At 71.4% G+C, this 22,326-nt stretch carries 18 protein-coding genes; 10 read left to right on the forward strand and 8 right to left on the reverse strand.

What is annotated here, in order from left to right; translation table 11 throughout:
- Position 1: 1 nt before the first annotated feature.
- Together AB0J76_RS39835 and AB0J76_RS39840 are read left to right on the forward strand one after the other, a co-directional pair.
- The gene (locus tag AB0J76_RS39835; RefSeq protein ID WP_352320505.1) at positions 2 to 970 is read left to right on the forward strand and encodes a hypothetical protein; all 969 of its coding nucleotides are present in this window, start codon (positions 2 to 4) and stop codon (positions 968 to 970) included.
- Complete coding sequence (locus tag AB0J76_RS39840; RefSeq protein WP_352320503.1) at positions 967 to 2,151, forward strand: adenylosuccinate synthetase; 1,185 nt, start codon at positions 967 to 969, stop codon at positions 2,149 to 2,151. Before AB0J76_RS39835 ends, AB0J76_RS39840 begins: the two co-directional genes overlap by 4 nt.
- Before the next feature lie 52 nt (positions 2,152 to 2,203).
- Here AB0J76_RS39840 and AB0J76_RS39845 read toward each other — a convergent pair whose 3' ends face one another.
- Genes AB0J76_RS39845 through pdhA form a run of 3 tightly spaced genes read right to left on the reverse strand, consistent with a single transcriptional unit; the run spans position 2,204 to position 5,810 of the window.
- Positions 2,204 to 3,724: a dihydrolipoamide acetyltransferase family protein gene (locus tag AB0J76_RS39845; protein ID WP_352320501.1), complete on the reverse strand. Its 1,521-nt coding sequence runs from the start codon at positions 3,722 to 3,724 to the stop codon at positions 2,204 to 2,206.
- 17 nt (positions 3,725 to 3,741) lie between these two features.
- The gene (locus AB0J76_RS39850) at positions 3,742 to 4,722 is read right to left on the reverse strand and encodes an alpha-ketoacid dehydrogenase subunit beta (protein ID WP_352320500.1); all 981 of its coding nucleotides are present in this window, start codon (positions 4,720 to 4,722) and stop codon (positions 3,742 to 3,744) included.
- Positions 4,719 to 5,810 (reverse strand): pyruvate dehydrogenase (acetyl-transferring) E1 component subunit alpha, encoded by a 1,092-nt coding sequence (pdhA, locus tag AB0J76_RS39855; RefSeq protein WP_352320498.1) that lies wholly within the window; start codon positions 5,808 to 5,810, stop codon positions 4,719 to 4,721. The genes AB0J76_RS39850 and pdhA overlap by 4 nt, the downstream gene beginning before the upstream one ends.
- A 228-nt stretch (positions 5,811 to 6,038) precedes the next feature.
- On the opposite strand from pdhA, the gene purS reads away from it, so the two are divergent.
- From purS to purL, 4 genes are all read left to right on the forward strand, one after another.
- Positions 6,039 to 6,284 (forward strand): phosphoribosylformylglycinamidine synthase subunit PurS, encoded by a 246-nt coding sequence (purS, locus tag AB0J76_RS39860; protein ID WP_352320496.1) that lies wholly within the window; start codon positions 6,039 to 6,041, stop codon positions 6,282 to 6,284.
- Positions 6,285 to 6,505: 221 nt separating this feature from the next.
- The gene (locus AB0J76_RS39865; RefSeq protein WP_352320494.1) at positions 6,506 to 6,895 is read left to right on the forward strand and encodes an ATP-binding protein; all 390 of its coding nucleotides are present in this window, start codon (positions 6,506 to 6,508) and stop codon (positions 6,893 to 6,895) included.
- 151 nt (positions 6,896 to 7,046) lie between these two features.
- Positions 7,047 to 7,730, forward strand: coding sequence for a phosphoribosylformylglycinamidine synthase subunit PurQ (gene purQ / locus AB0J76_RS39870; protein ID WP_352320492.1), 684 nt, complete (start codon positions 7,047 to 7,049; stop codon positions 7,728 to 7,730).
- The gene (purL, locus tag AB0J76_RS39875; protein ID WP_352320490.1) at positions 7,727 to 9,979 is read left to right on the forward strand and encodes a phosphoribosylformylglycinamidine synthase subunit PurL; all 2,253 of its coding nucleotides are present in this window, start codon (positions 7,727 to 7,729) and stop codon (positions 9,977 to 9,979) included. Before purQ ends, purL begins: the two co-directional genes overlap by 4 nt.
- 157 nt (positions 9,980 to 10,136) lie before the next feature.
- Here the strand turns inward: purL and AB0J76_RS39880 are convergent, their stop codons facing one another.
- Complete coding sequence (locus AB0J76_RS39880) at positions 10,137 to 11,024, reverse strand: hypothetical protein (RefSeq protein ID WP_352320488.1); 888 nt, start codon at positions 11,022 to 11,024, stop codon at positions 10,137 to 10,139.
- Positions 11,025 to 11,220: 196 nt separating this feature from the next.
- Here AB0J76_RS39880 and AB0J76_RS39885 point away from each other — a divergent pair, with 196 nt between their 5' ends.
- The 3 genes from AB0J76_RS39885 to AB0J76_RS39895 are packed head-to-tail and all read left to right on the forward strand — an operon-like array spanning position 11,221 to position 15,443.
- Positions 11,221 to 13,233 (forward strand): adenylate/guanylate cyclase domain-containing protein, encoded by a 2,013-nt coding sequence (locus tag AB0J76_RS39885; protein WP_352320486.1) that lies wholly within the window; start codon positions 11,221 to 11,223, stop codon positions 13,231 to 13,233.
- Positions 13,234 to 13,265: 32 nt separating this feature from the next.
- Entirely contained in the window at positions 13,266 to 13,928 is a 663-nt protein-coding gene (locus tag AB0J76_RS39890) for a Crp/Fnr family transcriptional regulator (protein ID WP_352320484.1), read from the forward strand.
- Between the two features lie 45 nt (positions 13,929 to 13,973).
- Positions 13,974 to 15,443, forward strand: a complete 1,470-nt coding sequence (locus tag AB0J76_RS39895; RefSeq protein ID WP_352320482.1) for an MFS transporter — start codon at positions 13,974 to 13,976, stop codon at positions 15,441 to 15,443.
- Here AB0J76_RS39895 and AB0J76_RS39900 read toward each other — a convergent pair.
- Positions 15,404 to 16,150 (reverse strand): methylenetetrahydrofolate reductase, encoded by a 747-nt coding sequence (locus AB0J76_RS39900; protein ID WP_352320480.1) that lies wholly within the window; start codon positions 16,148 to 16,150, stop codon positions 15,404 to 15,406. The genes AB0J76_RS39895 and AB0J76_RS39900 overlap by 40 nt on opposite strands.
- A 10-nt stretch (positions 16,151 to 16,160) precedes the next feature.
- Positions 16,161 to 16,814 carry a TetR family transcriptional regulator gene (locus AB0J76_RS39905; RefSeq protein ID WP_352320539.1) on the reverse strand — a complete coding sequence of 218 codons (654 nt, stop codon included), beginning with the start codon at positions 16,812 to 16,814 and terminating at the stop codon, positions 16,161 to 16,163.
- Between the two features lie 73 nt (positions 16,815 to 16,887).
- Between AB0J76_RS39905 and AB0J76_RS39910 the strand changes: the two genes are divergently transcribed.
- Complete coding sequence (locus AB0J76_RS39910; RefSeq protein ID WP_352320479.1) at positions 16,888 to 18,309, forward strand: MFS transporter; 1,422 nt, start codon at positions 16,888 to 16,890, stop codon at positions 18,307 to 18,309.
- Here the strand turns inward: AB0J76_RS39910 and AB0J76_RS39915 are convergent.
- Together AB0J76_RS39915 and AB0J76_RS39920 are read right to left on the reverse strand one after the other, a co-directional pair.
- Entirely contained in the window at positions 18,270 to 20,150 is a 1,881-nt protein-coding gene (locus AB0J76_RS39915; RefSeq protein WP_352320477.1) for an ABC transporter ATP-binding protein, read from the reverse strand. The two genes, AB0J76_RS39910 and AB0J76_RS39915, sit on opposite strands and share 40 nt — an antisense overlap.
- Before the next feature lie 63 nt (positions 20,151 to 20,213).
- Positions 20,214 to 22,298, reverse strand: a complete 2,085-nt coding sequence (locus AB0J76_RS39920) for a PhoX family phosphatase (RefSeq protein WP_352320476.1) — start codon at positions 22,296 to 22,298, stop codon at positions 20,214 to 20,216.
- Positions 22,299 to 22,326: the final 28 nt, after the last annotated feature.

Here is a 22,326-nt window from a genome sequence, read left to right on the forward strand (position 1 = left end):
CATGGGCAGCGGAATCTGGTCCACGAACGTCTACGACTCGGCCGCGCGCTACCGCGCGGCCACCGGCTCCAGCGCCTTCGCCTACAGCGACGGCGGAGCCCGGCGCGTCCACCCCGACCTCGACCCCTTCGGCGTGACGCGGGAGAGCCGCGACTCGGCCGAGCACCCCGACTCGCTGGCCATCGCCGTGCTGTTCGACGTGACCGGCTCGATGCGCGCGGTCCCCCGCACGCTGCAGACCCGCCTGCCCGACCTGCTCGGACTGCTGCTGCGCAAGGGGTACGCCACCGACCCGCAGATCATGTTCGGCGCGATCGGCGACGCCACCTGCGACCGGGCGCCGCTGCAGGTCGGCCAGTTCGAGTCCGACAACCGCATGGACGACCAGCTCGGCCTGATCCTGCTGGAGGGCGGCGGCGGCGGGCAGAAGCGCGAGTCCTACGAGCTGGCCATGTACTTCATGGCCAGGCACACCTCGATCGACTGCCACGAGAAGCGCGGCAGGCGCGGCTACCTGTTCGTCATCGGCGACGAGATGCCCTACCAGCGGGTGTCCAGGAACCACGTCAAGGACCTCGTCGGCGACCGCCTGACCGCGCCCCTCGGCGTGGACGACGTCGTGGCCGAGCTGACCCGCAAGTACGACGTCTACTTCATCCTCCCGCAGGGGGCCAGCTACGCCGGCGACCCCGAGGTGCTGGACTCCTGGCGCGGCCTGCTCGGCCAGAACGTGCTGGAGCTGGACGACCTCGACGCCGTGTGCGAGACGATCGCGCTCACCGTCGGGCTCGGCGAGGACGCGATCGGCCTGGACGAGGGCCTTGAGGACCTGGCCGAGCTGGGCTCGACGGCCGGCGCGTCGGTGTCGCGCGCCCTGGCCAGGCTCGACCGCGGCACGGTGGTCACCGGCGAGCCGCTCGACGGGCTCGGCGGCGGGCTGGGCGGCGGGCTGGGCGGGCTCCTGCCGTGAACGAGCACCTCGTCGTCGTCGACCTCGGGTACGGCGACGCCGGCAAGGGCACGGTCGTGGACTGGGCGTGCGCCACGCTGCCCGTCCACGCCGTGGTCCGGTTCAACGGGGGCGCCCAGGCGGGGCACAACGTCGTCCTGGACGACGGGCGGCACCACACGTTCGCGCAGTTCGGCGCCGGGACGTTCCGGGGGGTTCGCACGCATCTGTCGCGGTTCGTGGTGGTGGATCCGCTGGCGTTGTCGGCCGAGGCGGAGCACCTGGCGCGGCTCGGCGTGCCCGACCCCTACGGGCTGCTCACGGTGGACCGGGACTGCCTGCTGGCGACGCCGTACCACGTCGAGGCCGGGCGCAGGCGGGAGCTGGCGCGCGGGGCGGCGCGGCACGGGTCGTGCGGGATGGGCGTCGGGGAGACGATGGCGTACCACCTGGAGCACGGCGCGCTCGCGCCCCGGGCGGGCGACCCGCCGCGCGAGCTGACGCGGAAACTGACCGTGCTGCGGGAGACGCTGCGGGACGCGCTGGGGGTCGAGGGGCCGCCGGTGGCCGACTGCGTGGCCGTCTACCGGGCGTTCGCCGAACGGGTGCGGCTGGTGGACTCGTCGTACACCGCCGGGCTGGTCGGGCGGGGGCCGGTGGTGTTCGAGGGCGCACAGGGCGTGCTGCTGGACGAGCGGCAGGGGTTCGACCCGTACACCACGTGGAGCACGACGACGTTCGCCAACGCGCTGGAACTGCTCGACGGGGCCGGGGCGGCGCGGCTCGGGGTGCTGCGGACCTACACCACCCGGCACGGCCCCGGCCCGCTGGTGACCGAGGACCCCGGCCTGGAGCTGCCCGAGCCGCACAACGTGACCGGGCCGTGGCAGGGGTCCTTCCGCCGCGGGCACTTCGACGCGGTCGCCCACCGGTACGCGGCCGAGGCGGCCGGCGGCGTGGACGGTCTCGCGCTCACCCACCTCGACGCGGACGTCTCCCGCATGTGCGTGCGCTACGACCGGCCCGTCACGTTTGCCGAGCCGGACCGTACGGCCCGGCTGCTGCGGGCGACGCCGGTCTACGAGGAGGGTGTATCAGACTGGCCCGCGGCGGTCTCCCATGTCGTGGGCGCGCCCGTGTGGCTGGAGTCGTACGGCCCCCGCGCGCGGGACAAGAAGGCGCCCTGGCCGAGCCTGCGGTGACCGCCGGGGAGAGGGGTCCTCCCGGCGGTCGCCGCCCGGCTTCAGCCCGGTTTCAGCCCCAGGCGAGCATGCGGAGCGGGTCCTCCAGCATCGCGCCGACGTCGCGCAGGAACATCGAGCCCAGCTCGCCGTCGACGATCCGGTGGTCGAAGCTGAGCGCGAGGGTGGTCACCTTGCGCACCGCCAGCTCGCCGTCCACCACCCACGGCATGTCCCTGACCTGGCCGAAGGCCAGGATGGCCGACTCGCCCGGGTTGAGGATGGGGGTGCCGGCGTCGACGCCGAACACGCCCACGTTGGTGATGGTGATCGTCCCGCCGGCCATCTCGGCCGGCTGGGTGCGGCCCGCCCTGGCCGTCTCCGCCAGCGCGCCCAGTTGCCTGGCCAGCTCGGGGAGCGGGAGGGCGTGGGCGTCCTTGATGTTGGGCACGACGAGGCCGCGCGGGGTGGCGGCGGCGATGCCCAGGTTCACGTAGTGCTTGACCACGATCTCCTGGGCCGCCTCGTCCCAGGACGAGTTGATCATCGGGTAGCGCCTGACCCCGGTGAGCAGGGCCCGGCAGACCAGGAGCAGCGGGGAGACCTTGACCTCGGCGAAGTCGGGCAGGGCCCGCAGCCGCCGGACCGCCTCCATGGTCTCCGTCACGTCGACCTGGAGGAACTCGGTGACGTGCGGGGCCGTGAAGGCGCTGGCCACCATCGCCTGGGCGGTCATCTTGCGCACGCCCTTGACGGGGACGCGCTCCTCCCGCCGCTGGGGCTCGGCCTGCCGGACGGGCTCGGGCGCCCCCTGCGGACCGCCCTGCAGACCGCCCTGCAGACCACCCTGCAGGGCGGCGTGCACGTCGTCGCGGGTGATGGAGCCCTGGGGCCCGGTGCCGGTGAGCGTGGCCAGGTCGACGCCCAGGTCCTTGGCCAGCTTGCGGACCGGCGGCTTGGCCAGCACGGCCACGCGGCCGGAACCGGCGACCACGCCGGCGGCCGGCGCGGCGGCGGGGACGGGCTCGGCCGGGCGGGCCGTCGGGGCCGGGCCGGGCACCTCCACGCGGGCCGGGTTGGCCACGGGCGCGGCCGGGATCGGCTCCGCCTGCTGCTTGCGGGGACGGCGCTTGGAGGCGCCGGTCTTGACCCCGTAGCCCACCAGGACCGCCTGCCGCTCCTCCTTGGGCGCGGGGCTGCCGTGGGCGCCGGGCTCGACCGCGCCCTCCTCCGGCGGCTTGGGGACCATGTCGTCGGCCAGCGCCTTGAGGCCCTGGTCGGCGCTCCCCTGGTCGGCACGGTTCCGGTCGGCCACGCCCTGGCCGGCTGAGCCCTGGTCGGGGCCGCCCGCCTCGCCGCCGGTGTCCACGGCGACGATCGGCGTGCCGACGTCGACCGTGCGGCCCTCCTCGACCAGCACGCCCGCGACCACGCCGTCCCAGGGGATCGGCAGCTCGACGATGGACTTGGCGGTCTCGATCTCCACCACGATCTGGTTGACCTTGACCTCGTCGCCCGGCCGCACGTGCCAGCGGACGATCTCGGCCTCGGTCAGCCCCTCCCCGACGTCGGGGAGCTTGAACTCGCGTCGCATGGAAGCGCGTCCCCCTTTCAGAACCCGAAGGCGCGGTCGACGGCGTGCAGCACCCGGTCCAGATCGGGCAGGTAGTGCTCTTCGAGCTTCGACGGCGGGTAGGGGGTGGAGAAGCCGCCGACCCGCAGGACGGGCGACTCCAGGTGGTAGAAGCACTGCTCGGTGATCCGGGCCGCCAGCTCGGCGCCGAAGCCGCTGTAGACGGGCGCCTCGTGGACCACGACCACCCGGCCGGTGCGGCGGACGGACTCCATGACCAGCGGCTCGTCCAGCGGGTTGAGCGAGCGCAGGTCGATCACCTCCAGCGAGCGGCCGTCGTCCTCGGCGGCCGCGGCGGCCTCCAGGCAGGTCTTGACCATCGGGCCGTAGGCCAGCAGCGTGACGTCGGAGCCGGGCCGTACGACCGTGGCCTTGTCGAACGGCGTCCACCAGTCGGTCGAGGCCGTGTCGATGTCGGCCTTCTCCCAGTAGCGGCGTTTCGGCTCGAAGAAGATGACCGGGTCGTCGCTCCGGATGGCCTGCTGGATCATGGTGTAGGCGTCGGCCGGGTTGGAGCAGGCCACCACGCGCAGGCCGGCCGTGTGCGCGAAGTACGCCTCGGGCGACTCGCTGTGGTGCTCGACCGCGCCGATGCCGCCGCCGCACGGGATGCGCACGACGACGGGCAGCTTGATCGCGCCGAGCGAGCGCATCGGCATCTTGGCGAGCTGCGTGATGATCTGGTCGGCCGCCGGGAACACGAACCCGTCGAACTGGATCTCGCACACCGGCCGGTAGCCGCGCAGCGCCAGGCCGATCGCGGTGCCGATGATGCCGGACTCGGCGAGCGGCGTGTCGATGACCCGGTCCTCGCCGAAGTCCTTCTGCAGGCCGTCGGTGACGCGGAACACGCCGCCGAGCTTGCCGACGTCCTCGCCCATGATGAGGACCTTGGGGTCGTCCTCCATGGCGCGGCGCATGCCCTCGTTAAGCGCCTTGGACAGGCTCAACACCGTCATTTCTCGAAGCCCTCCAAGTAGGCGGCGAACTGAGCGCGCTCTCCGTCGATGAGCGCGTGGGGCTCGCGATAGACGTGGTCGAAGATATCGAGCGGCTCGGGGTCGGGCATCGCCAGGCACCGCCTGCGCAGGTCGGCGCCGAGCTGGTCGGCCTCGGCGGTCACGGCGTCGAAGAAGCCCTGATCGGCCAGCTCGTTGCGGAACAGGTACGACTTGACCCGCTCGATCGGGTCCTTCAGCTTCCACGCCTCCAACTCGCTGGCCACCCGGTAGCGGGTCGGGTCGTCGGTCGTGGTGTGGGCGCCCATCCGGTACGTGAACGCCTCGATCAGCGTGGGCCCCTGGCCCGTGCGGGCGGCTTCGAGCGCCTTCCTGGTCACCGCGAGGCAGGCGAACACGTCGTTGCCGTCGACCCTGATGCCCGGGAAGCCGAAGCCCGAGGCCCGGCGGTAGAGGGGGATGCGGCTCTGCTTCTCCAGCGGCTCGGAGATGGCCCACTGGTTGTTCTGGCAGAAGAAGACGACGGGCGCGTTGAACACGCTGGCCCAGATGAACGACTCGTTCACGTCGCCCTGGCTGGTGGCGCCGTCGCCGAAGTAGACGATCGTGGCGGCGGAGGCGTCGTCGCGCTGGATGCCCATGGCGTAGCCGACCGCGTGCAGGGTCTGGCTGCCGATCACGATCGTGTACAGGTGGAAGTTGTGCTCCTCGGGGTCCCAGCCCCCGTGGTTGACGCCCCTGAACAGGCCGAGCAGCTTCACCGGGTCGACGTCGCGGCACCAGGCGACGCCGTGCTCGCGGTAGGTGGGGAAGGCCATGTCGGAGTCGGTGAGCGCGCGGCCCGAGCCGATCTGGGCGGCCTCCTGGCCGAGCAGCGAGGCCCAGATGCCCAGCTCGCCCTGACGCTGCAGCGCCACGGCCTCCAGGTCGATGCGCCGGACGAGCACCAGGTCGCGGTAGAGCGACCTGACCTCTTCGGCCGTCAGGTCTATGTCGTAGTCGGGATGCTCGACCCTCACTCCCTCGGGGGTGAGCAACTGCACGAGCTCAGGGGGTGCTTCGGCACCACGAGAGGCGTCGACTGTCACGTGCCGCTCCTGTGCGGTCGGGGCCGGTGTCGATGGGGTCGCCACCTGAGGCCAGCCGTGTGTGCGTGCGAACCATGTGGTGGTGGTTCATACGCGTTTGGGGACATCGTGGCAGACGTCACAGCCCTCCGCGCAAGCCCCATGTCCTCCCCGTTCCCGTTGTGTTGACGGCCATGCGCGCCGGTAGGCTTGCTTTCCCAAGCACCCACTCCACCCAGGAGGAACGTAGTGGCGCGCGTCATCGTCGACGTCATGCTCAAGCCCGAGATCCTCGACCCGCAGGGCCAGGCCATCGCCAGGGCGCTGCCCAGGCTCGGTTTCTCCGGCGTCTCGGCGGTCCGTCAGGGCAAGCGGTTCGAGGTCGAGCTGGAGGGCCCGGCCGACGAGGCGGCTCTCGACGAGGTACGGAAGATGGCCGAGACACTCCTGGCCAACACCGTGATCGAGGACTACAGCGTCCGGGTTGAGGGGTAGAAGGCACATTTGATGCCTGGTTTTACCCCTGGTGAGTTAAAGTCGCGTTCGGGCATGCCACAATGCCACGGGCGTGCCAACACTAAATAACAACAACGTGATTTTGCGGTTAGCCCCGATTTCACAGGGAAACCTACTCCAGGTGACATTCCGGAGCCCGGAGGAGTCCGGTGGATATTGAGTTCTCGTTGGCGCTGCCTCGGGATGCGATCGGCATACCGATGGTCAGGCGAGTGCTTGGCGACGCGATGCGCTCACTCAACGTGAGTGAGACCTGCATCGCCGACATGCTGCTCGCCGTCTCCGAGGCGTGCTCCAACGCGGTGCGACACGGCGGCCCCGCCAACCGTTACGAGGTCTCGGCGTCGATCGGCTACGGCCGCTGCGACGTGCGCGTCGCCGACAGCGGCGACGGCCTCCCGTCGATGCCGCTGCACTTCCCTCCGCCCGACACCGAGAACGGCCGCGGCCTGCTCATCATGCGGTCCGTGGTGGACGAGATCTCCTTCGGCACCACGCCCGGCCGCGGCACCACGGTCCACCTGCGCAAGATGCTCGCCTGGGACGACGAGGCCGAGGGCGCCCGTCACCGCGAGCTGGCCGCCGTCTGAGCGTCATCTGAGCGCCGTCCGAGCGCGTCCCGACCCGCTGCCCGGAACACAGCCGTGCACCCGATAATCTGAGTACACCGCCGTAGACCGCCGTCCGCCCCCAAAGAGACGGTGGCACGCGCGTGCGCATTCCTCGGAGGGGACGACTGTCATGAGCGCTGCCCGTGTGGGCGTAGTCACGTTTCCAGGAACTCTCGACGACCAGGACGCCGCCAGAGCCGTGCGCCTCGTGGGCGCGCAGGCGGTCCCGCTGTGGCACGCCGACCACGACCTGAAGGGAGTCGACGCCGTCTTCCTGCCCGGCGGCTTCTCCTACGGCGACTACCTGCGTTGCGGCGCGATCTCCAAGTTCGCCCCGCTGATGGACGAGCTCGTCCCGGCCGCCAGGGCCGGTCTGCCGGTCATCGGCACCTGCAACGGCTTCCAGATCCTCTGCGAGGCCCACCTGCTGCCCGGCGCGCTCACCCGCAACGCCTCGCTCCACTACGTCTGCCGCGACCAGCGGCTCACGGTGGAGCAGACCGCCACCGCCTGGACCGGCTCCTTCGAGCGCGGCCAGGAGATCGTGCTGCCGGTCAAGCACGGCGAGGGCCGTTACGTCGCCTCCGCGGAGACGCTGGCCGAGCTGGAGTCCGGCGGCCACGTCGTCGTGCGCTACGCCGGGGGCAACCCCAACGGCTCGCTCAACGACATCGCCGGCATCCGCAACGAGGCGGGCAACGTGGTCGGCCTCATGCCGCACCCCGAGCACGCCGTGGAGGAACTGGTCGGCGCGCCGAGCACCGACGGGCTCGGCTTCTTCACGTCCATCCTGAGGAATCTGGTGAACGCATGAGCACCGACAACGTCAAGCGGGCCGCCGAGACCCCCGACGAGCCGATGCCCTTCGCCGAGCTGGGGATGAAGCAGGACGAGTACGACCGGGTCAAGGAGATCCTGGGTCGCCGTCCCACCGGCTCCGAGCTGGCCATCTACAGCGTCATGTGGTCGGAGCACTGCTCGTACAAGTCGTCCAAGGTGCATCTGCGGCAGTTCGCCACCAAGGCGCCCAAGTCCGAGGCGCTGCTGGTGGGCATGGGCGAGAACGCGGGCGTCGTCGACATCGGCGACGGCTGGGCGGCCACGTTCAAGATCGAGTCGCACAACCACCCGTCCTACGTCGAGCCGCACCAGGGCGCGGCCACCGGCGTCGGCGGGATCGTGCGCGACATCATGTCGATGGGCGCCCGCCCGATCGCCGTCATGGACGCGCTGCGCTTCGGCGGCGCCGACGCCGTCGACACCCGGCGGGTGCTGCCCGGCGTGGTCGAGGGCATCAGCCACTACGGCAACTGCCTGGGCCTGCCCAACATCGGCGGCGAGGTCGTCTTCGACCCCTGCTACATCGGCAATCCCCTGGTCAACGCGCTGTGCGTCGGCCTGCTGCGCAAAGACCAGATCAAGCTGGCCACCGCGCCGGGGCCGGGCAACCAGGTCGTGCTGTTCGGCGCGTCCACGGGTCCCGACGGCATCGGCGGCGCGTCCGTGCTGGCCTCGGCGACGTTCGAGGACGAGTCGCAGGCCAAGCGGCCCGCCGTGCAGGTGGGCGACCCGTTCATGGAGAAGCTGCTCATCGAGTGCTGCCTGGAGCTCTACGCGGCCGACGTGGTCGTCGGCATCCAGGACCTCGGCGCGGCCGGCGTCTCCTGCGCCACGACCGAGCTGGCCGCCAAGGGCACCGGCGGCATGAAGGTCGACCTCAACCTGGTCCCGCTCCGCGACTCCTCGCTCAAGCCCGAGGAGATCCTGATGAGCGAGTCCCAGGAGCGGATGATGGCCGTGGTCCGGCCCGACGACATCCCCGCGTTCATGGCGATCTGCGCCAAGTGGGACGTGCCGGCCACCGTCATCGGCGAGGTCACCGACACCGGCCGCCTGGTCATGACCTGGGACGGCGAGGTCATCGTGGACATCCCGCCGGGCACCGCCGCCGACGAGGGCCCGGTCTACGAGCGTCCCTACCACGAGCCGGCCGGGCAGGCCGCGCTCAACGCCGACACCACCGACCGGCTGGCGCGCCCCGACGACCTGCGGGCCACCCTGCTGCAGCTCCTCGGCTCGCCCAACCTGGCCTCCAAGGAGTGGGTGACCTCCCAGTACGACCGCTACGTCCGCTCCAACACCGTGCTGGCCCAGCCCGCCGACGCCGGGATGCTGCGCATCTCCGAGGCCATCGCCGGGGCCGAGCCCACGACCCGGGGCATCGCGCTGTCCACCGACGGCAACGGCCGTTACGCCAAGCTCGACCCCTACGCGGGGGCGCAGCTGGCGCTGGCCGAGGCGTACCGGAACGTGGCCGTGACCGGCGCCAAGCCGCTGGCCGTCACCAACTGCCTCAACTTCGGCTCGCCGGAGGACCCCGAGGTGATGTGGCAGTTCGCCGAGGCCGTACGCGGGCTCGCCGACGCCTGCCGCACCCTCGGCGTGCCGGTGACCGGCGGGAACGTCTCCTTCTACAACCAGACGGGCTCGACCGCCATCAACCCCACGCCGGTCGTGGGCGTGCTCGGCGTCATCGACGACGTGGCCAAGCGGGTGCCGTCCGGGTTCACCGCCGAGGGGCTGCGGGTGGTGCTGCTCGGCGACACCGCCGAGGAGTTCGGCGGCTCGGAGTGGGCGCACGTGGCCCACCGCCACCTGGGCGGCCTGCCGCCGCACGCCGACCTGGAGGCCGAGCAGGCGCTGGCGACCGTGCTGGTCGAGGCCGCCGCCCGCGGGCTGCTGGAGGGGTCGCACGACCTGTCCGACGGCGGGCTGGCCGTGGCGCTGGCCGAGTCGTGCCTGGCCCGCGGCATCGGGGCCACCGTCGCGCTGAGCGGCGAGCCGTTCACCGACCTGTTCAGCGAGTCGGCGGCGCGGGCCCTGGTCGTGGTGCGGCCGGAGGCGTTCGAGGAGTTCGCGGCGCTGTGCGGGCGGCACGAGGTGCCGTGCTACGGGCTCGGGGTCACCGGCGGGGCGTCGCTGGTGGTCGAGGGCGTGTTCGAGGTGGGGGTCGAGGAGCTCCGCGAGACCCACTCGGCGACGCTGCCGGCGCTGTTCGGCTGACGTCGAACGAGAAGGGCCGGTGCGGGGTGACCCCGCACCGGCCCTTTCAGCATCGTCAGACCTTCTCGGCCGTCAGACCTGCTTGGCCGTCAGACCTGCTTGGCCGTCAGACCTGCTTGGCCGTCAAACCTGCTTGGCCGTCAGACCTGCTTGATCGTCAGACCTTCTTGATGCAGACGACGTACACCTTGCCGGAGACGCTGGTGCCGTTGGCGCCGTGGTCGTTGCCGCCGTTGTCGTCCTTGGCGACGGTCACCGTCCAGCCGCTGTCGCCGGGGTAGCTGCCCAGGACTTCGGCGTTCTTCAGGGTGCTGAAGGAGAAGCCGCCGCCGGTGGGGTTGCCGCCGTTGTTGCAGGAGGCGGTCACCGAGCCGAGGCCGTTGATGGTGGCGCTGTTGGTGTAGGTGGCGTAGGTGGCGCCGGCGCCGTCCTTGCCGGGCTCACCCTTGGGGCCCTGCGGGCCCTGCTTGCCGTCGTCGCCCTTCGGGCCCTGGGGGCCCGCCGGGCCGCGCTCGCCATCCTTGCCGTCCTTGCCGTCCTTGCCCGGCAGGCCCTGCTTGCCGTCCTGGCCGTCCTGGCCGTTCTTGCCGGGGAGGCCGTCCTTGCCGTCCTTGCCGTCGTCGCCCTTCGGGCCCTGGGGGCCGGCTGGGCCGCGCTCGCCGTCCTTGCCGTCCTTGCCGGGAAGGCCGTCCTTGCCGTCCTTGCCTGGGAGGCCCGGCTTGCCCTGGGGGCCCGTGTGGCCGTTCTCACCGCGGGGGCCCTGCGGACCCTGCGGGCCCTGGGGTCCCTGGTCGCCCTTGGGGCCGGACGTGCCGCCGTTCAGCTGCGTCGTGCTGCCGCCGATCACCACGCGCTCTTCGGTCTTGCGGCACGGCGTGGTCGGGTTGACGATGCGGACGTACCGCGTCTTCTTGTGCACGCAGGCGTACACCTCGCTCGCCGCCGACGAGGCGGTGGCCACGCCACCGACGGCGAGGAGCGAGGCGGCGAGCGCTCCGACAGTGGCGAGGGTGAGCGTACGCCCACCGCGAACGTTGATAGCCACGGCTTTCCTTCCAGGGAACAAGTGATGCTTATGTGCTGCATGAGATTCACGTTTCAACCGTTCCAACGGTTGGCAGAAACTACATAACGTATATGTCACGAAACGGAGGGTTACTGACCGGATTGACCGACTGTCGCCGTCACAGTGGGTAAAAGGACGCATTGGCGGCGGCGATCCCGCGTGCATAATCGGGTCTGTGCCCAGCACCTACCTGCCGCCGGCCACGCAGCCCGTCCGAGGCGTGGTCTGGGTCATCCATCTCGCCCTTCCCCTGCTGGGGCTCTGGTTGCTGCTCTCCCAGCCGCACCTCAACGTCGTCTGGCAGCACAACGCGAGCCACTTCTGGATGATCCTCGCGGTGGCCGGGATCAACGTGGCGCTCGGCGGGCTGATCACCGAGGCCGCGCGCCGCCGTCAGGACGCCCGGCTGTTCCTGGTCTCCATGGTGTTCCTCAGCAGCGCGGGGTTCTTCCTCCTGCACGGCCTGGCCACGCCGGGGATCATCCTGCCGACCGGCTCGCTGGGCTTCGACCTCGGGCAGCAGGTGGGGCTCACGATCGCCTCGATGTTCGCGTTCGCCTCGGCCCTGCCGCTGGGCGAGCGGGCCGCCAGGAGCGTCCTGGCGGCGCAGCACTTCGTCCGGGCGATGTTGTTCGGGTTCATGCTGTTGTGGGCGCTGGTGTCGTTGGTGCCCGAGCTGACCGAGCTCAGCCGGCCGCCGCCGGTCGCGCCGATGAGCTGGCTGGGCGCGGCCTCGATCCCCGGCGTCCTGCTGTACGGCGCGGCCGGCGTGCTGATGTTCCTGCTCCACCGCCGCCGTCCCTCGGCCATGCTGGTCAGCCTGATCACCGCGTACGCGCTGCTGGCCGAGGCGATGGTCGCCGGGATGTCGCAGCACAACTGGCACCTGACGTGGTGGGAGTGGCACGTGCTGCTCACCCTCGCCTTCGTGTTCGTGGCCTACAGCGCCTACCTGCAGTTCCGGCGGGAGGGGTCGAGCGCGGGGCTGTTCGACTCGGTGACGCTGGCGGCGACCGTCGCCCGCCTCCAGCAGGACTACGACCAGGCCCTGGAGGAGCTGGTCGAGCACGTACGCCGGGGCGAGCCGCTGGCCGCGGCCCGGTTGTCGGGCAAGTTCCGGCTGAACGAGAGCCAGGCCGCCGTGCTCGACCGGGCCGGGACGGCGCTGGCCCACGAGCGGGAGTTGTCGGAGCGGCTGGCCGCGCTGGTGGCGGTGAGCGCGCAGACTCGCGTGGGCCTGCCGGAGGGCGAGCTGCTGACCACCGCGCTCGACCGGGTCAGGCAGGCGTACGGAGACGTCAAGATCGCGCTGGTGTCGGAGGGGAAGACCCAGATCGGCTCCCGCGCGTACGAGTTCGAGGGCGACGGCCCGATCCGCCGCGACCACCGGCTGGCCTACCCGCTCACGGTCAGGGGCCGCCTGGCCGGCGTGCTGGAGGTGCCGGTGGGCCGCAGCGGCCACGACGAGGCGCTGGCCGCCACGCTCGCCGGCCAGTTGTCCATCTCGCTGGAGAACGCCCGCCTCTACCAGGAGCTGGACACTCTCTTCCGCCAGTACATGTCGCCCGACGTGGCCAACGCCCTGCTCGCCGACCCGGCGCGGGCGGCGCTCGGCGGCGAGTTGCGGGAGCTGACCGCGCTCTTCGCCGACCTCAAGGGGTTCACCTCGTTCTCCGAGCAGGTCACGCCCGGCGAGATCGTCGAGATGCTCAACCGCTACCACACGGCCGCCGTCCCGTGCGTGCTGAACAACGGCGGCACGATCGTGCAGTTCGTCGGCGACGCGATGCTGGCCCTGTTCAACGCGCCCGCCCCGCAGGCCGGTCACGCCAGGGCGGCCTGCCGGGCCGCGCTGGAGATGCAGCGGGCCGCCGCCGAGGTGGCCGAGGAGATGGCCTGGAAACGCGCGGACGACGTGGAGTGGCCGACCTTCCGGGTGGGCGTCAACACCGGCCCCGCGCTGGTCGGCAACATCGGCAGCCCCGAGTTACGCGGCTTCAACGCGATGGGCGACTGCGTCAACGTGGCCGCCAGGCTCCAGGCCCTGGCCGAGCCGGGGACCGTGGTGATCGGCGAGACGACGCTCAGACAGCTCGGCCGCGACGCCTCGGTGAACGCCCTCGGACGGCTCAGCCTGAAGGGCAAGGAAGAACTCGTGGCCGCGTACGTTCTGACTGGAATGCCATAGAACGGCAATAGCCGTACGTACATAATCGGCGCATGGATCCAGAGCCCGGCGAGTTCCTTTCCCTGCTCACCGCCGAGGAGATCGAGGCGCTGCGAGCCGCCGGGCGCCCGCGCCGATGGGACCGCGGCACGACGGTGATCACCGAGGGCGACGCGGCCGACTGGGTGCTCGTGCTGACGCAGGGCCGGGTCAAGGTGTCCTCGCACACGAGCGGCGGCACCGAGGTGGTCCTCGCGGTCCGCGGCCCGGGGGCGCTGCTGGGCGACATGTCGGCCGTGGACGGCTCGCCGCGCTCGGCCACCGTGACCGCGCTGGAGCCCATCGAGGGCATCGTGGTCCGCGACTTCAGCGGTTTCCTGGCCGCGCACGGCCGCATCGCCGTCCTGCTCCTGCAACTGGTCGTCGGCCGGCTGCGCGACGCCGACCGCAAACGCGTCGAGTACGGCGCGTTCGACACCACCGGCCGGGTGGCGACCCGGCTGCTCGAACTGGCCGACCGGTACGGCGAGCGCACCAGCACCGGCGTGCGCGTGGCCCTGCCGCTCAGCCAGGACGAGCTGGCCGGCTGGACGGGCTCCTCACGGGAGGCGGTCAGCAAGGCGCTGCGCTCCCTGCGCGACCGCGGGCTCATCGAGACCGGCCGGCGACGGGTGGTCATCCACGACGTCGAGGGGTTACGGAAGCGAGCCAGGTGACCCCTGGTACAAAACGGACGTACGACGTACGTCATAGTGGGAGGCATGGTCGCGGTCACCCCCGAAGCCGGCACCCGCATGCGCTACGCCTGGCGCGTGTGCTCGGTCACCAGCCTGGGCCTCGTCCTCATCGGCATCGCCGGCAGCACGCTCAACGTCGCGCTGCCGACCGTCGTGCGGCACTTCCGGGCCGACGCGACGCAGTCGGGATGGATCCTGCTGGCGTTCCTGCTGGTCAACACCGCGAGCCTGGTGTTCTTCGGCCGGGTCGCCGACCTGCTCGGGCGGCGCGAGGTGTACCTGGCGGGCTTCGCCCTGTTCACCGCGGCCTCGCTGCTGGCCGGCTTGTCACCGGACGTCTGGTTCCTGGTCGGCATGCGCGTGCTCCAGGCGATCGGCTCAGCCATGATCCTGGCCAACGGCACGGTGATCATCACCGACGCGTTCCCGCCCGAACGGCTCAGCCAGGGCATGGGCGTCTACATCGGCACGCTGTCGGTGGCCCAGCTCGCCGGTCCGACGCTCGGCGGCCTGATCGCCGAGACCGCCGGCTGGCAGTGGATCTTCTGGGTGAACGTGCCCGCCGGGCTGATCGCGCTCGGCTGGGGCGCGGTGATCTTACGCAAGATGCCGAAGAGGCCCAGGCAGCCGGTGGACGCGCTCGGCAACGTGCTGGTGTTCGCCGCGCTGTCGGCGGTGCTGCTGGCGGTCAACGAGGCCGGGTCGGGCGGCCTGACCAGCCCGGTCGTCCTGACGGGGGCGGCGCTGTTCGTGCTGCTGGTGCCGCTGATCGTGCTGGCCGAGCGGCGCTCCACCAACCCGGTGCTGGACCTGCGGCTGTTCGGCGGCCGACTGCTGGCCTACGCGAACCTGGCCTCCTTCTGCAACGCGCTCGCGCGGTCCGCGCTGATCCTGGTGGTCGCGCTCTACTTCCAGGCGGCGCGCGGGCTCGACGCGTTCTCGGCCGGGCTGAGCGTGCTGCCGGTGCCGGTGGGCATCGGGCTGGCCTCGCCGATCGCGGGCCTGCTCGGCCCGCGGGTCTCGCCGTACGGGCTGTCGATCGGCGGCGCGGCGATGAGCGCGCTCGGGCTCGGCACGCTGATGCTGACGGCCGACCCGGCGACGCCGTACTGGGTGACGGGGATCGCCCTGTTCGTGGCCGGCTGCGGCAGCGGGACGTTCCTGACCGGCAACACCACCCAGGTCATGGCCGCCCTGCCGAGCGGCAGCCTGGGCGTGGTCAACGGCTTCCGAGTCATGATCATGAACGTCGGCATCGTGATCAGCGTGGGCCTGTCGCTCAGCGTCGTGACCAGCTCCGTGGGCCCGGCGCTGCGCGCCCAGGTGTACGCGGGCACGCTGTCCACGCTCTCCCCGGTGGCCGTCGGGCAGCTCATGGACGGCTTCCAGCGGGCGTACGCGGTGCTGTTCGCCGTGGCGCTGGCCGGCGCGGTGCTGGCCGCGCTCGCCCGCTCTCAGAGGGCTCCGGCGAGCCTCGACTCCACGTCGCGGTAGCGCGAGACCGGGATGAGGTGCACGCCGTCGAACGCGCCCGAGTCGCGCAGCGCGAACACCTGCTCGCAGGCCGCCTCGACGCCCGCCATGCGGTCGGCGGCCACCCGCTCGACCAGCTCGCCGGGCAGGGCGATGTCGGGGATGGCGGCGGCCAGCGTACGGGCGTGGCGCTCGCTGGCCAGCACCATGACGCCCGCGTAGACCGGCACGTCGACCTGGTTGGCCTCGCGCCACCGGACCTGCGCCTCCACCGAGAAGCTGACCTGGGCGAACAGGAAGTCGGCCGCGCGCTTCCAGGCGGGCAGCGGGCGCAGCCCGGCCGCCGCGCCGACGCGGAAGGCCGGCGAGAAGCCCCTGGCCTCCTCGATCATCGAGCGGACCGTCAGGTCGCTGGTCCGGCTGCCGCTGGCCGGCTTGTCGCCGTGGACGAACAGGAACTGGTCGACGCCGTACGCCGCGGCCGTCAGCAGGTCGCGGTGGAAGCCGAGCAGGTTGCGGTCGCGGGAGTTGAGACAGGCGATGCTGCGCCCGCCCATCGCCTCGACCTCGTGGGCCACGGCCACGCTGGACACGGTGGCCCGGCCGATGTGGTTGTCGGGGATCAGGAAGGAATGGGCGACCTGGCTGAGCGTGCCGATCTGGTGGCGTACGCGCTTCAGATCGGGCTTGGTGGGCGGTTCGATCTCGCAGACCAGCTCGAAAGGCATGATCCCGACCCTAACGCCCGGCGGCCAGCGCCTCGATGCCGCGCAGCACGAGATCGACGCCGAAGGAGTCGTAGAAGGCCGGGTCGGCGCCCGCGACCAGCGGTGAAGCCATCTCGACCAGGTACGGGTACTTCTCCGGCGGCAGCGACTGGAGGCCGGCCCGCTTGCCCCTGACCAGCTCGGCGATCTCCTCACCGGTCCGGCCGGCCTTGAAGTGCACGGGCGCGTCGGCGATCGACAGGGCGCTCTGCAGCAGGTACTTGGTGATCAGGCAGCTCTCCTCCACGTCGAACCCGGCCGTACGGGCCAGGCCCAGCGCCTTGTCCCAGACGACCAGGAAGTTGGGGACGGAGATCGGGTCGATCTGCTCGATGACGTTCTTGGCGCAGGGATGGGTGCGCAGGGTCCTGATGAGCCCCTGGGTCAGGTCGCGGAGCTGCTCCTGCCAGGGCCGCTCGTCGGCCGGCTCCGGCACGAAGCCGCCGATCAGGTGGTCGGCCATGCCGACCAGGAGCTGGTCCTTGTTCTTGAAGTGCCAGTAGAGGGCCATCGGCGTCACGCCCAGGTCGCTCGCCAGCCGGCGGATCGTCACGGCGTCGAGCCCCTCGGTGTCGCCGATCTCCAGCGCACGCTCGGCGATGGCCCGCGCGTCCAGTTTTCCCATCACGGTTGACAACTATACGCCGTACAAGTTGAACTGTACGACGTACAAGTACGGCGTATAGGAGGTTGGCGACATGCGATGGTGGGCGCTGGGTGCCGTGACGTCGGGCACGTTCATGACCTATCTCGACAACAACGTGGGGAACGTCGCGTTGCCGACGATCCAGCGGGAGCTCGGGCTGACGATCTCCGGGCTGGAGTGGATCGTGAGCTCGTACATCCTGGTCTTCGCCGGGCTCATGCTGGTCGGCGGCCGGCTGGCGGACCTGTTCGGGGCCCGCGTGGTGTTCCTGGCCGGGCTCTCCGTCTTCACCGCGGCCTCGCTGGGCGCCGGGCTGGCCACCTCGGGCGGCGCGCTGATCGCGGCGCGGGCCGTCCAGGGCGTGGGGGCGGCGCTGCTCACGCCCACGTCGCTCACCCTGATCAGCCAGATCTTCCCCGAGCCCGGCGAGCGCGGCAGGGCCGTGGGCATCTGGAGCGCGTCCGGGGCGCTGTCCATGGCGCTCGGCCCGGCGGCCGGCGGTTTCATCAGCGAGCACCTGCACTGGGGCTGGATCTACCTGATCAACGTGCCGATCGGGATCGCCACCCTCGGCCTGGCCCTGTGGGCGGTCCGGCCCGCGTTCACCCGCCGGCGGCACCGGCTCGACCTGCCCGGCCTGGCCACCTCGGCGCTCGCGCTGGTCTCCCTCACCTACGCGCTCATCGAGGGCGACCGCGCCGGATGGACGTCGGCCGAGATCCTGGCCGCGTTCGGGCTCGCGGCGGCGGCCGCCGTGGCGTTCGCGCTGGTCGAGACTCAGTCCGAGCGCCCGATGATCGACCTGTCGCTCTTCCGCTCGCGGGTGTTCACCGGCGGCGCGCTGACCATGGGCATCTGGTCGTTCGGCGTGTTCGGCATCTACTTCTTCAGCGCCCTGTGGCTGCAGAACGTGCTCGGCTTCTCCCCCACGCAGGCCGGCCTGGCGTTCGTGCCGATGGCCCTGGTCATGGCGGTCGTCGCCATCACGTCGCAGCGGATCTCCGCGCGGCTCGGCACCGGCCGCACGGTGGCGCTCGGCATGGCGCTCATGGGCGCGGCGATCTACCTGATCTCCGGCGTCGGGGCCGACGGCGACTACGCCGACGTCGCCCCCTGGTTCCTGCTCTACGGCCTCGGCGGCGGCCTGCTGGTGCCGCTGACCTCGGCGATCCTCGGCGGCCTGCCCAAGGACAGGGCGGGCGTGGCCTCAGGCGTGCTGAACGTCTCGCGGGAGGTGTTCGGCCTGCTCGGCATCACCGTGCTGGGCGCGATCCTCAGCTCCCGCCAGAGCGGGAGCGATCAGCCCCCGCCGGCCGCCTTCCTCGACGCCTACCAGTTCACGCTCGTCATCGCGGCGGTGATCGTGCTGGCCGCCGTCCCGCTCGGCCTGTACGCGCTGCGCCCGTCCCGCCGCCCGCCGGTGACGGACGAGCCTCAGGCCACCGCCCCCGCGACCGTCGGCTCGTCGAACTGAGTGCGGTACAGCTCCTCGTAGCGGCCGCCCATGGCCAGCAGTTCGGCGTGCGTGCCCCGCTCGGCCACGCGGCCGTCCTCGATCACCAGGATCTGGTCGGCCGCCCGCACGGTCGACAGCCGGTGCGCGATCACCACGGCGGTCCGGCCCGCCAGCGCCTCCCCCAGGGCCTCCTGCACGGCCGCCTCGGAGGTGGAGTCGAGCGCGGCGGTGGCCTCGTCCAGGATCACCACGCGCGGCCTGGCCAGCAGGAGCCGGGCGATCGTCAGCCGCTGGCGCTCGCCGCCGGACAGCCGGTAGCCGCGCTCGCCGACCACCGTGTCCAGGCCGTCGGGCAGCGACTCGATCAGCGTCCGCAGCCGGGCCCTGGACAGGGCGTCCCAGATCTCCTCCTCGCTCGCCGCCGGCCTGGCCAGCAGCAGGTTCTCCCTGATCGTGTCGTGGAAGAGGTGGCCGTCCTGGGTGACCATGCCGAGGGTGTCGCGGATGGCGTCGAAGGTCAGGTCCCGTACGTCCACGCCGCCGAGGCGGACCGCGCCGGAGTCGACGTCGTACAGCCTGGGCAGCAGCTGGGCGATCGTGGACTTGCCGGCCCCCGACGAGCCCACCAGCGCCACCATCTGGCCCGGCAGGGCCGTGAACGAGATGCCGTGCAGCACCTCCTCGCCGCCCCGCGAGTCCAGCGTGGCGACCTCCTCCAGCGAGGCCAGCGACACCTTGTCGGCGGCGGGGTAGGCGAAGCGCACGTCGTCGAACTCGACCGCGACCGGGCCCTCGGGAACGTCGCGGGCGTCCGGGCGCTCCTGGATCAGCGGCTTGAGGTCGAGCACCTCGAAGACGCGCTCGAAGCTGACCAGGGCGCTCATCACGTCCACCCGGGCGCTGGCCAGGGCGGTCAGGGGCGCGTAGAGGCGGGTCAGCAGCAGGGCCAGCGACACCACGGCGCCGGGTTCGAGCTGGTCGCGCAGGGCGTAGAAGCCGCCGAGGCCGTAGACGAGGGCCAGCGCGAGCGCCGAGACCAGGGTCAGGGCCGTGACGAACACCGACTGGTTCATGGCCGAGCGCACGCCGATGTCGCGCACCCGCCGCGCCCGCGCGGCGAACTCCGCGGACTCGCGCGCCGGACGGCCGAACAGCTTCACCAGCGTCGCGCCCGGCGCGGAGAACCGCTCGGTCATCTGGGTGCCCATGGCGGCGTTGTGGTCGGCGGCCTCGCGCCGCAGCCGCGCGATCCTGACGCCCATCCGGCGCGCGGGCAGCACGAACACCGGCAGGAGCAGCAGCGCGAGCAGCGTGATCTGCCACGAGATGCCGATCATCACGGTGAGCGTCAGCACGAGCTGCACCAGGTTGCCCGCCACGCTGGACAAGGTGTCGGTGAAGGCCCGCTGCGCGCCGATCACGTCGTTGTTCAACCGGCTCACCAGCGCCCCGGTACGCGTGCGCATGAAGAACGCGACCGGCATCCGCTGCACGTGGTCGAAGACCGCCGTGCGCAGGTCGAGGATCAGCCCTTCGCCGATGGTGGCCGACTGCCAGCGGTTGAGCAGGCCGAGCCCGGCCTCGGCGAGCGCCAGGCCCGCGATCAGCAGCGCGACCACGACCACCACGCCGAGCGGCTCACCGTTGAAGATCGCGTCGACCACCCGCCCCGCGAGCAGCGGCGACACCACGGCCAACCCTGCCAGCACCACGCTGAGCACCAGGAACAGCACGATCCTGCGCCGGTGGGGACGGGCGAACCCGCCGATACGCCGGAGCGTCGCCCTGTTCAGCGGGCGACGCTCCGGCCGGTTGTTCATCGAGTAAAGCTGATGCCAGGCGGTCACTTCCATGCTCATGCATGGGAGACTATTTCCTCAAGTTAACTTGAGGTCAACCGGTTTTCGCCGGGGAGCCGGGTATCAGCTGCCGATCTTCCTGCCCCTGCCGTGCCAGACCACCGCCACCGACGGGCGCGGCTGGTCGCCGTCGGGCCAGCGGCTGGCCGGGTTGTCCGGGGTCGCGCCGTCGATCTCGCCCGGGTGCTGCACGGCCACGAACACGCTCTTCTGGTCCTCGGTGACCAGCGGGCCGCAGGTCTCCGCGCCGAGCGGGACCGTGAGGAACTGGCGCAGGTGACCGCGGTCGGAGCCGCGCACCGGCATGACGAACAGGCCGTCGTTGCTGCCGAGCTGGTTGCCGTCGGTGGAGATCCACAGGTTGCCGTCGGCGTCGAACGTCACGTTGTCCGGGCACGAGATCGGCGAGACCTTGGTCTTGTCGAAGCCGGCGAAGTACGTCGCGGGGTCGTTCGGGTCGCCGCAGACGAGCGGGAGCGACCAGGCGAAGGTGGTCTCGCCCGCGTCGTTGCGCCGCTCGGCCACCTCCAGGATGTGACCGTGCTTGTTGGACGGGCGCGGGTTGGCCTCGTCCACCTGGGCGGCGGTGCGGTTGGAGTTGTTGGTCAGGGCCACGTAGACGCCGCCGGTGACCGGGTTGCGCTCCATGTCCTCCGGACGGTCCATCTTGGTCGCCCCGACCTTGTCGGCCGCCGTACGGGTGTAGACCAGCACCTCGGCGGCGGTCATGCCGTCCACGTACGACCTGTCGCCCGACACCAGCGGGATCCACTGGCCCGAGCCGTCGAACAGCCCGTCGGAGGGCAGCTTGCCGGAGCCGTCGATCTCGGCGGCCGGGCTGTCGCCGGTGAACTTGGCGACGTACAGGGTGCCCTCGTCCAGCAGGGTGCGGTTGTGGCGGTCGAAGCCGGGGATGTACCGGTTCTTGGAGACGAACTTGTAGATGTACTCGAAGCGCGAGTCGTCACCCATGTAGACGACCAGGCGGCCGTCCCTGGCCAGGGTGGTGTTGGCGGCCTCGTGCTTGAACCTGCCGAGCGCGGTGCGCTTGACGGGCGTGGAGTCGGGGTCGAACGGGTCGATCTCCACGATCCACCCGAACCTGTTGGCCTCGTTCGGGTGCTTGGCCAGGTCGAAGCGCTCCTCGACCCGGTCGAAACGGCGGTTGCCCGCCGGGGTGCCCGTCGTGATCGTGTACCGCGAGATGTACGGCCGCTGCGCCTCGGGCACCTTGTCGCCGTTGACGAAGTACTGGTCGAAGTTCTCCTCGGCGGTCAGGACCGTGCCCCACGGGGTGGAACCGCCCGAGCAGTTGTTCAGCATGCCGACCGGTGCCAGACCCTTGGGGTCGGCGGCCGTCCTGAGCAGGGCGTGACCGGCGGCGGGGCCGGAGAAGCGCATCGGCGTCTGCGCGGTGACGCGCCGGTTGTAGCGGCGGCGGCCCTTGGTGGTGAGCTTCCACTCGCCGGTGCCGTGCGCCCGCTCGATCTCCACGACCGAGCCGCCGTGCGCGGCCAGCGCGATCTTGATCTGCTCCTCGGTCGCCGCCGCGCCACCCGTGTACCCGCGGAACATCAGGTTCTCGTCGGTGTACTCGTGGTTCACCCACAGCAGGCCGCGGTTGTGGCCCATCGGGAAGAACGTCACGTAGTCGCAGTTGTAGCCGAACTGCTTGTTCTGGGCGTCGGCCGTCTGGTTGGCGAAGTCGAAGGCCGGCGCGTCGGGCAGCACCGGGTCGCCCCAGCGCACGACCACGGAGGAGTTGTAGCCGTCGGGGATGCGCAGCGCGTCGTCCTTGTTCGGCGGCACCGGGGTGAAGGCGATCCCGCTCCGGCCGCGCAGGCCCTCCGCGACCGGCCCGGCGGCGGTCTCGGCGGCCGCCTCGGCCGCCGGCTCGTCGGCGAACGCCGGGACCGCGCCCGCCACGCCCACGCCCGCCACCAGCGCGCCGAGCGCGCCCGCGCGCAGCACGCCGCGGCGCGTCAGCGCCTCCTTCACCACGTCGCCGAAGTAGGCGTTGCCCGTCGTGTTGGCCACGTCGTGCGCGCACGCGTTCCCGCAACGGAACTGACAGGTCAGAGCGGATCGGCCACCTTTGTGCGGGGTGGAAAGCAGCGGCAGCAGCCGCCCCGCCTCAGGGTTCGCCACAGGTCCTCCAGATATGTGCGCGGTTGTA

Source organism: Nonomuraea sp. NPDC049624 (assembly GCF_040675255.1).
Lineage (GTDB): Bacteria > Actinomycetota > Actinomycetes > Streptosporangiales > Streptosporangiaceae > Nonomuraea.

Coding starts and splice junctions, on each gene's coding strand:
- AB0J76_RS39835 (WP_352320505.1), top strand. CDS start 2: ATGGGCAGCGGAATCTGGTCCACGAACGTCTACGACTCGGCCGCGCGC.
- AB0J76_RS39845 (WP_352320501.1), bottom strand. CDS start 3,724: ATGCGACGCGAGTTCAAGCTCCCCGACGTCGGGGAGGGGCTGACCGAG.
- AB0J76_RS39850 (WP_352320500.1), bottom strand. CDS start 4,722: ATGACGGTGTTGAGCCTGTCCAAGGCGCTTAACGAGGGCATGCGCCGC.
- AB0J76_RS39865 (WP_352320494.1), top strand. CDS start 6,506: ATGGTCAGGCGAGTGCTTGGCGACGCGATGCGCTCACTCAACGTGAGT.
- purQ (WP_352320492.1), top strand. CDS start 7,047: ATGAGCGCTGCCCGTGTGGGCGTAGTCACGTTTCCAGGAACTCTCGAC.
- purL (WP_352320490.1), top strand. CDS start 7,727: ATGAGCACCGACAACGTCAAGCGGGCCGCCGAGACCCCCGACGAGCCG.
- AB0J76_RS39890 (WP_352320484.1), top strand. CDS start 13,266: ATGGATCCAGAGCCCGGCGAGTTCCTTTCCCTGCTCACCGCCGAGGAG.
- AB0J76_RS39895 (WP_352320482.1), top strand. CDS start 13,974: ATGGTCGCGGTCACCCCCGAAGCCGGCACCCGCATGCGCTACGCCTGG.
- AB0J76_RS39900 (WP_352320480.1), bottom strand. CDS start 16,150: ATGCCTTTCGAGCTGGTCTGCGAGATCGAACCGCCCACCAAGCCCGAT.
- AB0J76_RS39905 (WP_352320539.1), bottom strand. CDS start 16,814: ATGGGAAAACTGGACGCGCGGGCCATCGCCGAGCGTGCGCTGGAGATC.
- AB0J76_RS39910 (WP_352320479.1), top strand. CDS start 16,888: ATGCGATGGTGGGCGCTGGGTGCCGTGACGTCGGGCACGTTCATGACC.
- AB0J76_RS39915 (WP_352320477.1), bottom strand. CDS start 20,150: ATGAGCATGGAAGTGACCGCCTGGCATCAGCTTTACTCGATGAACAAC.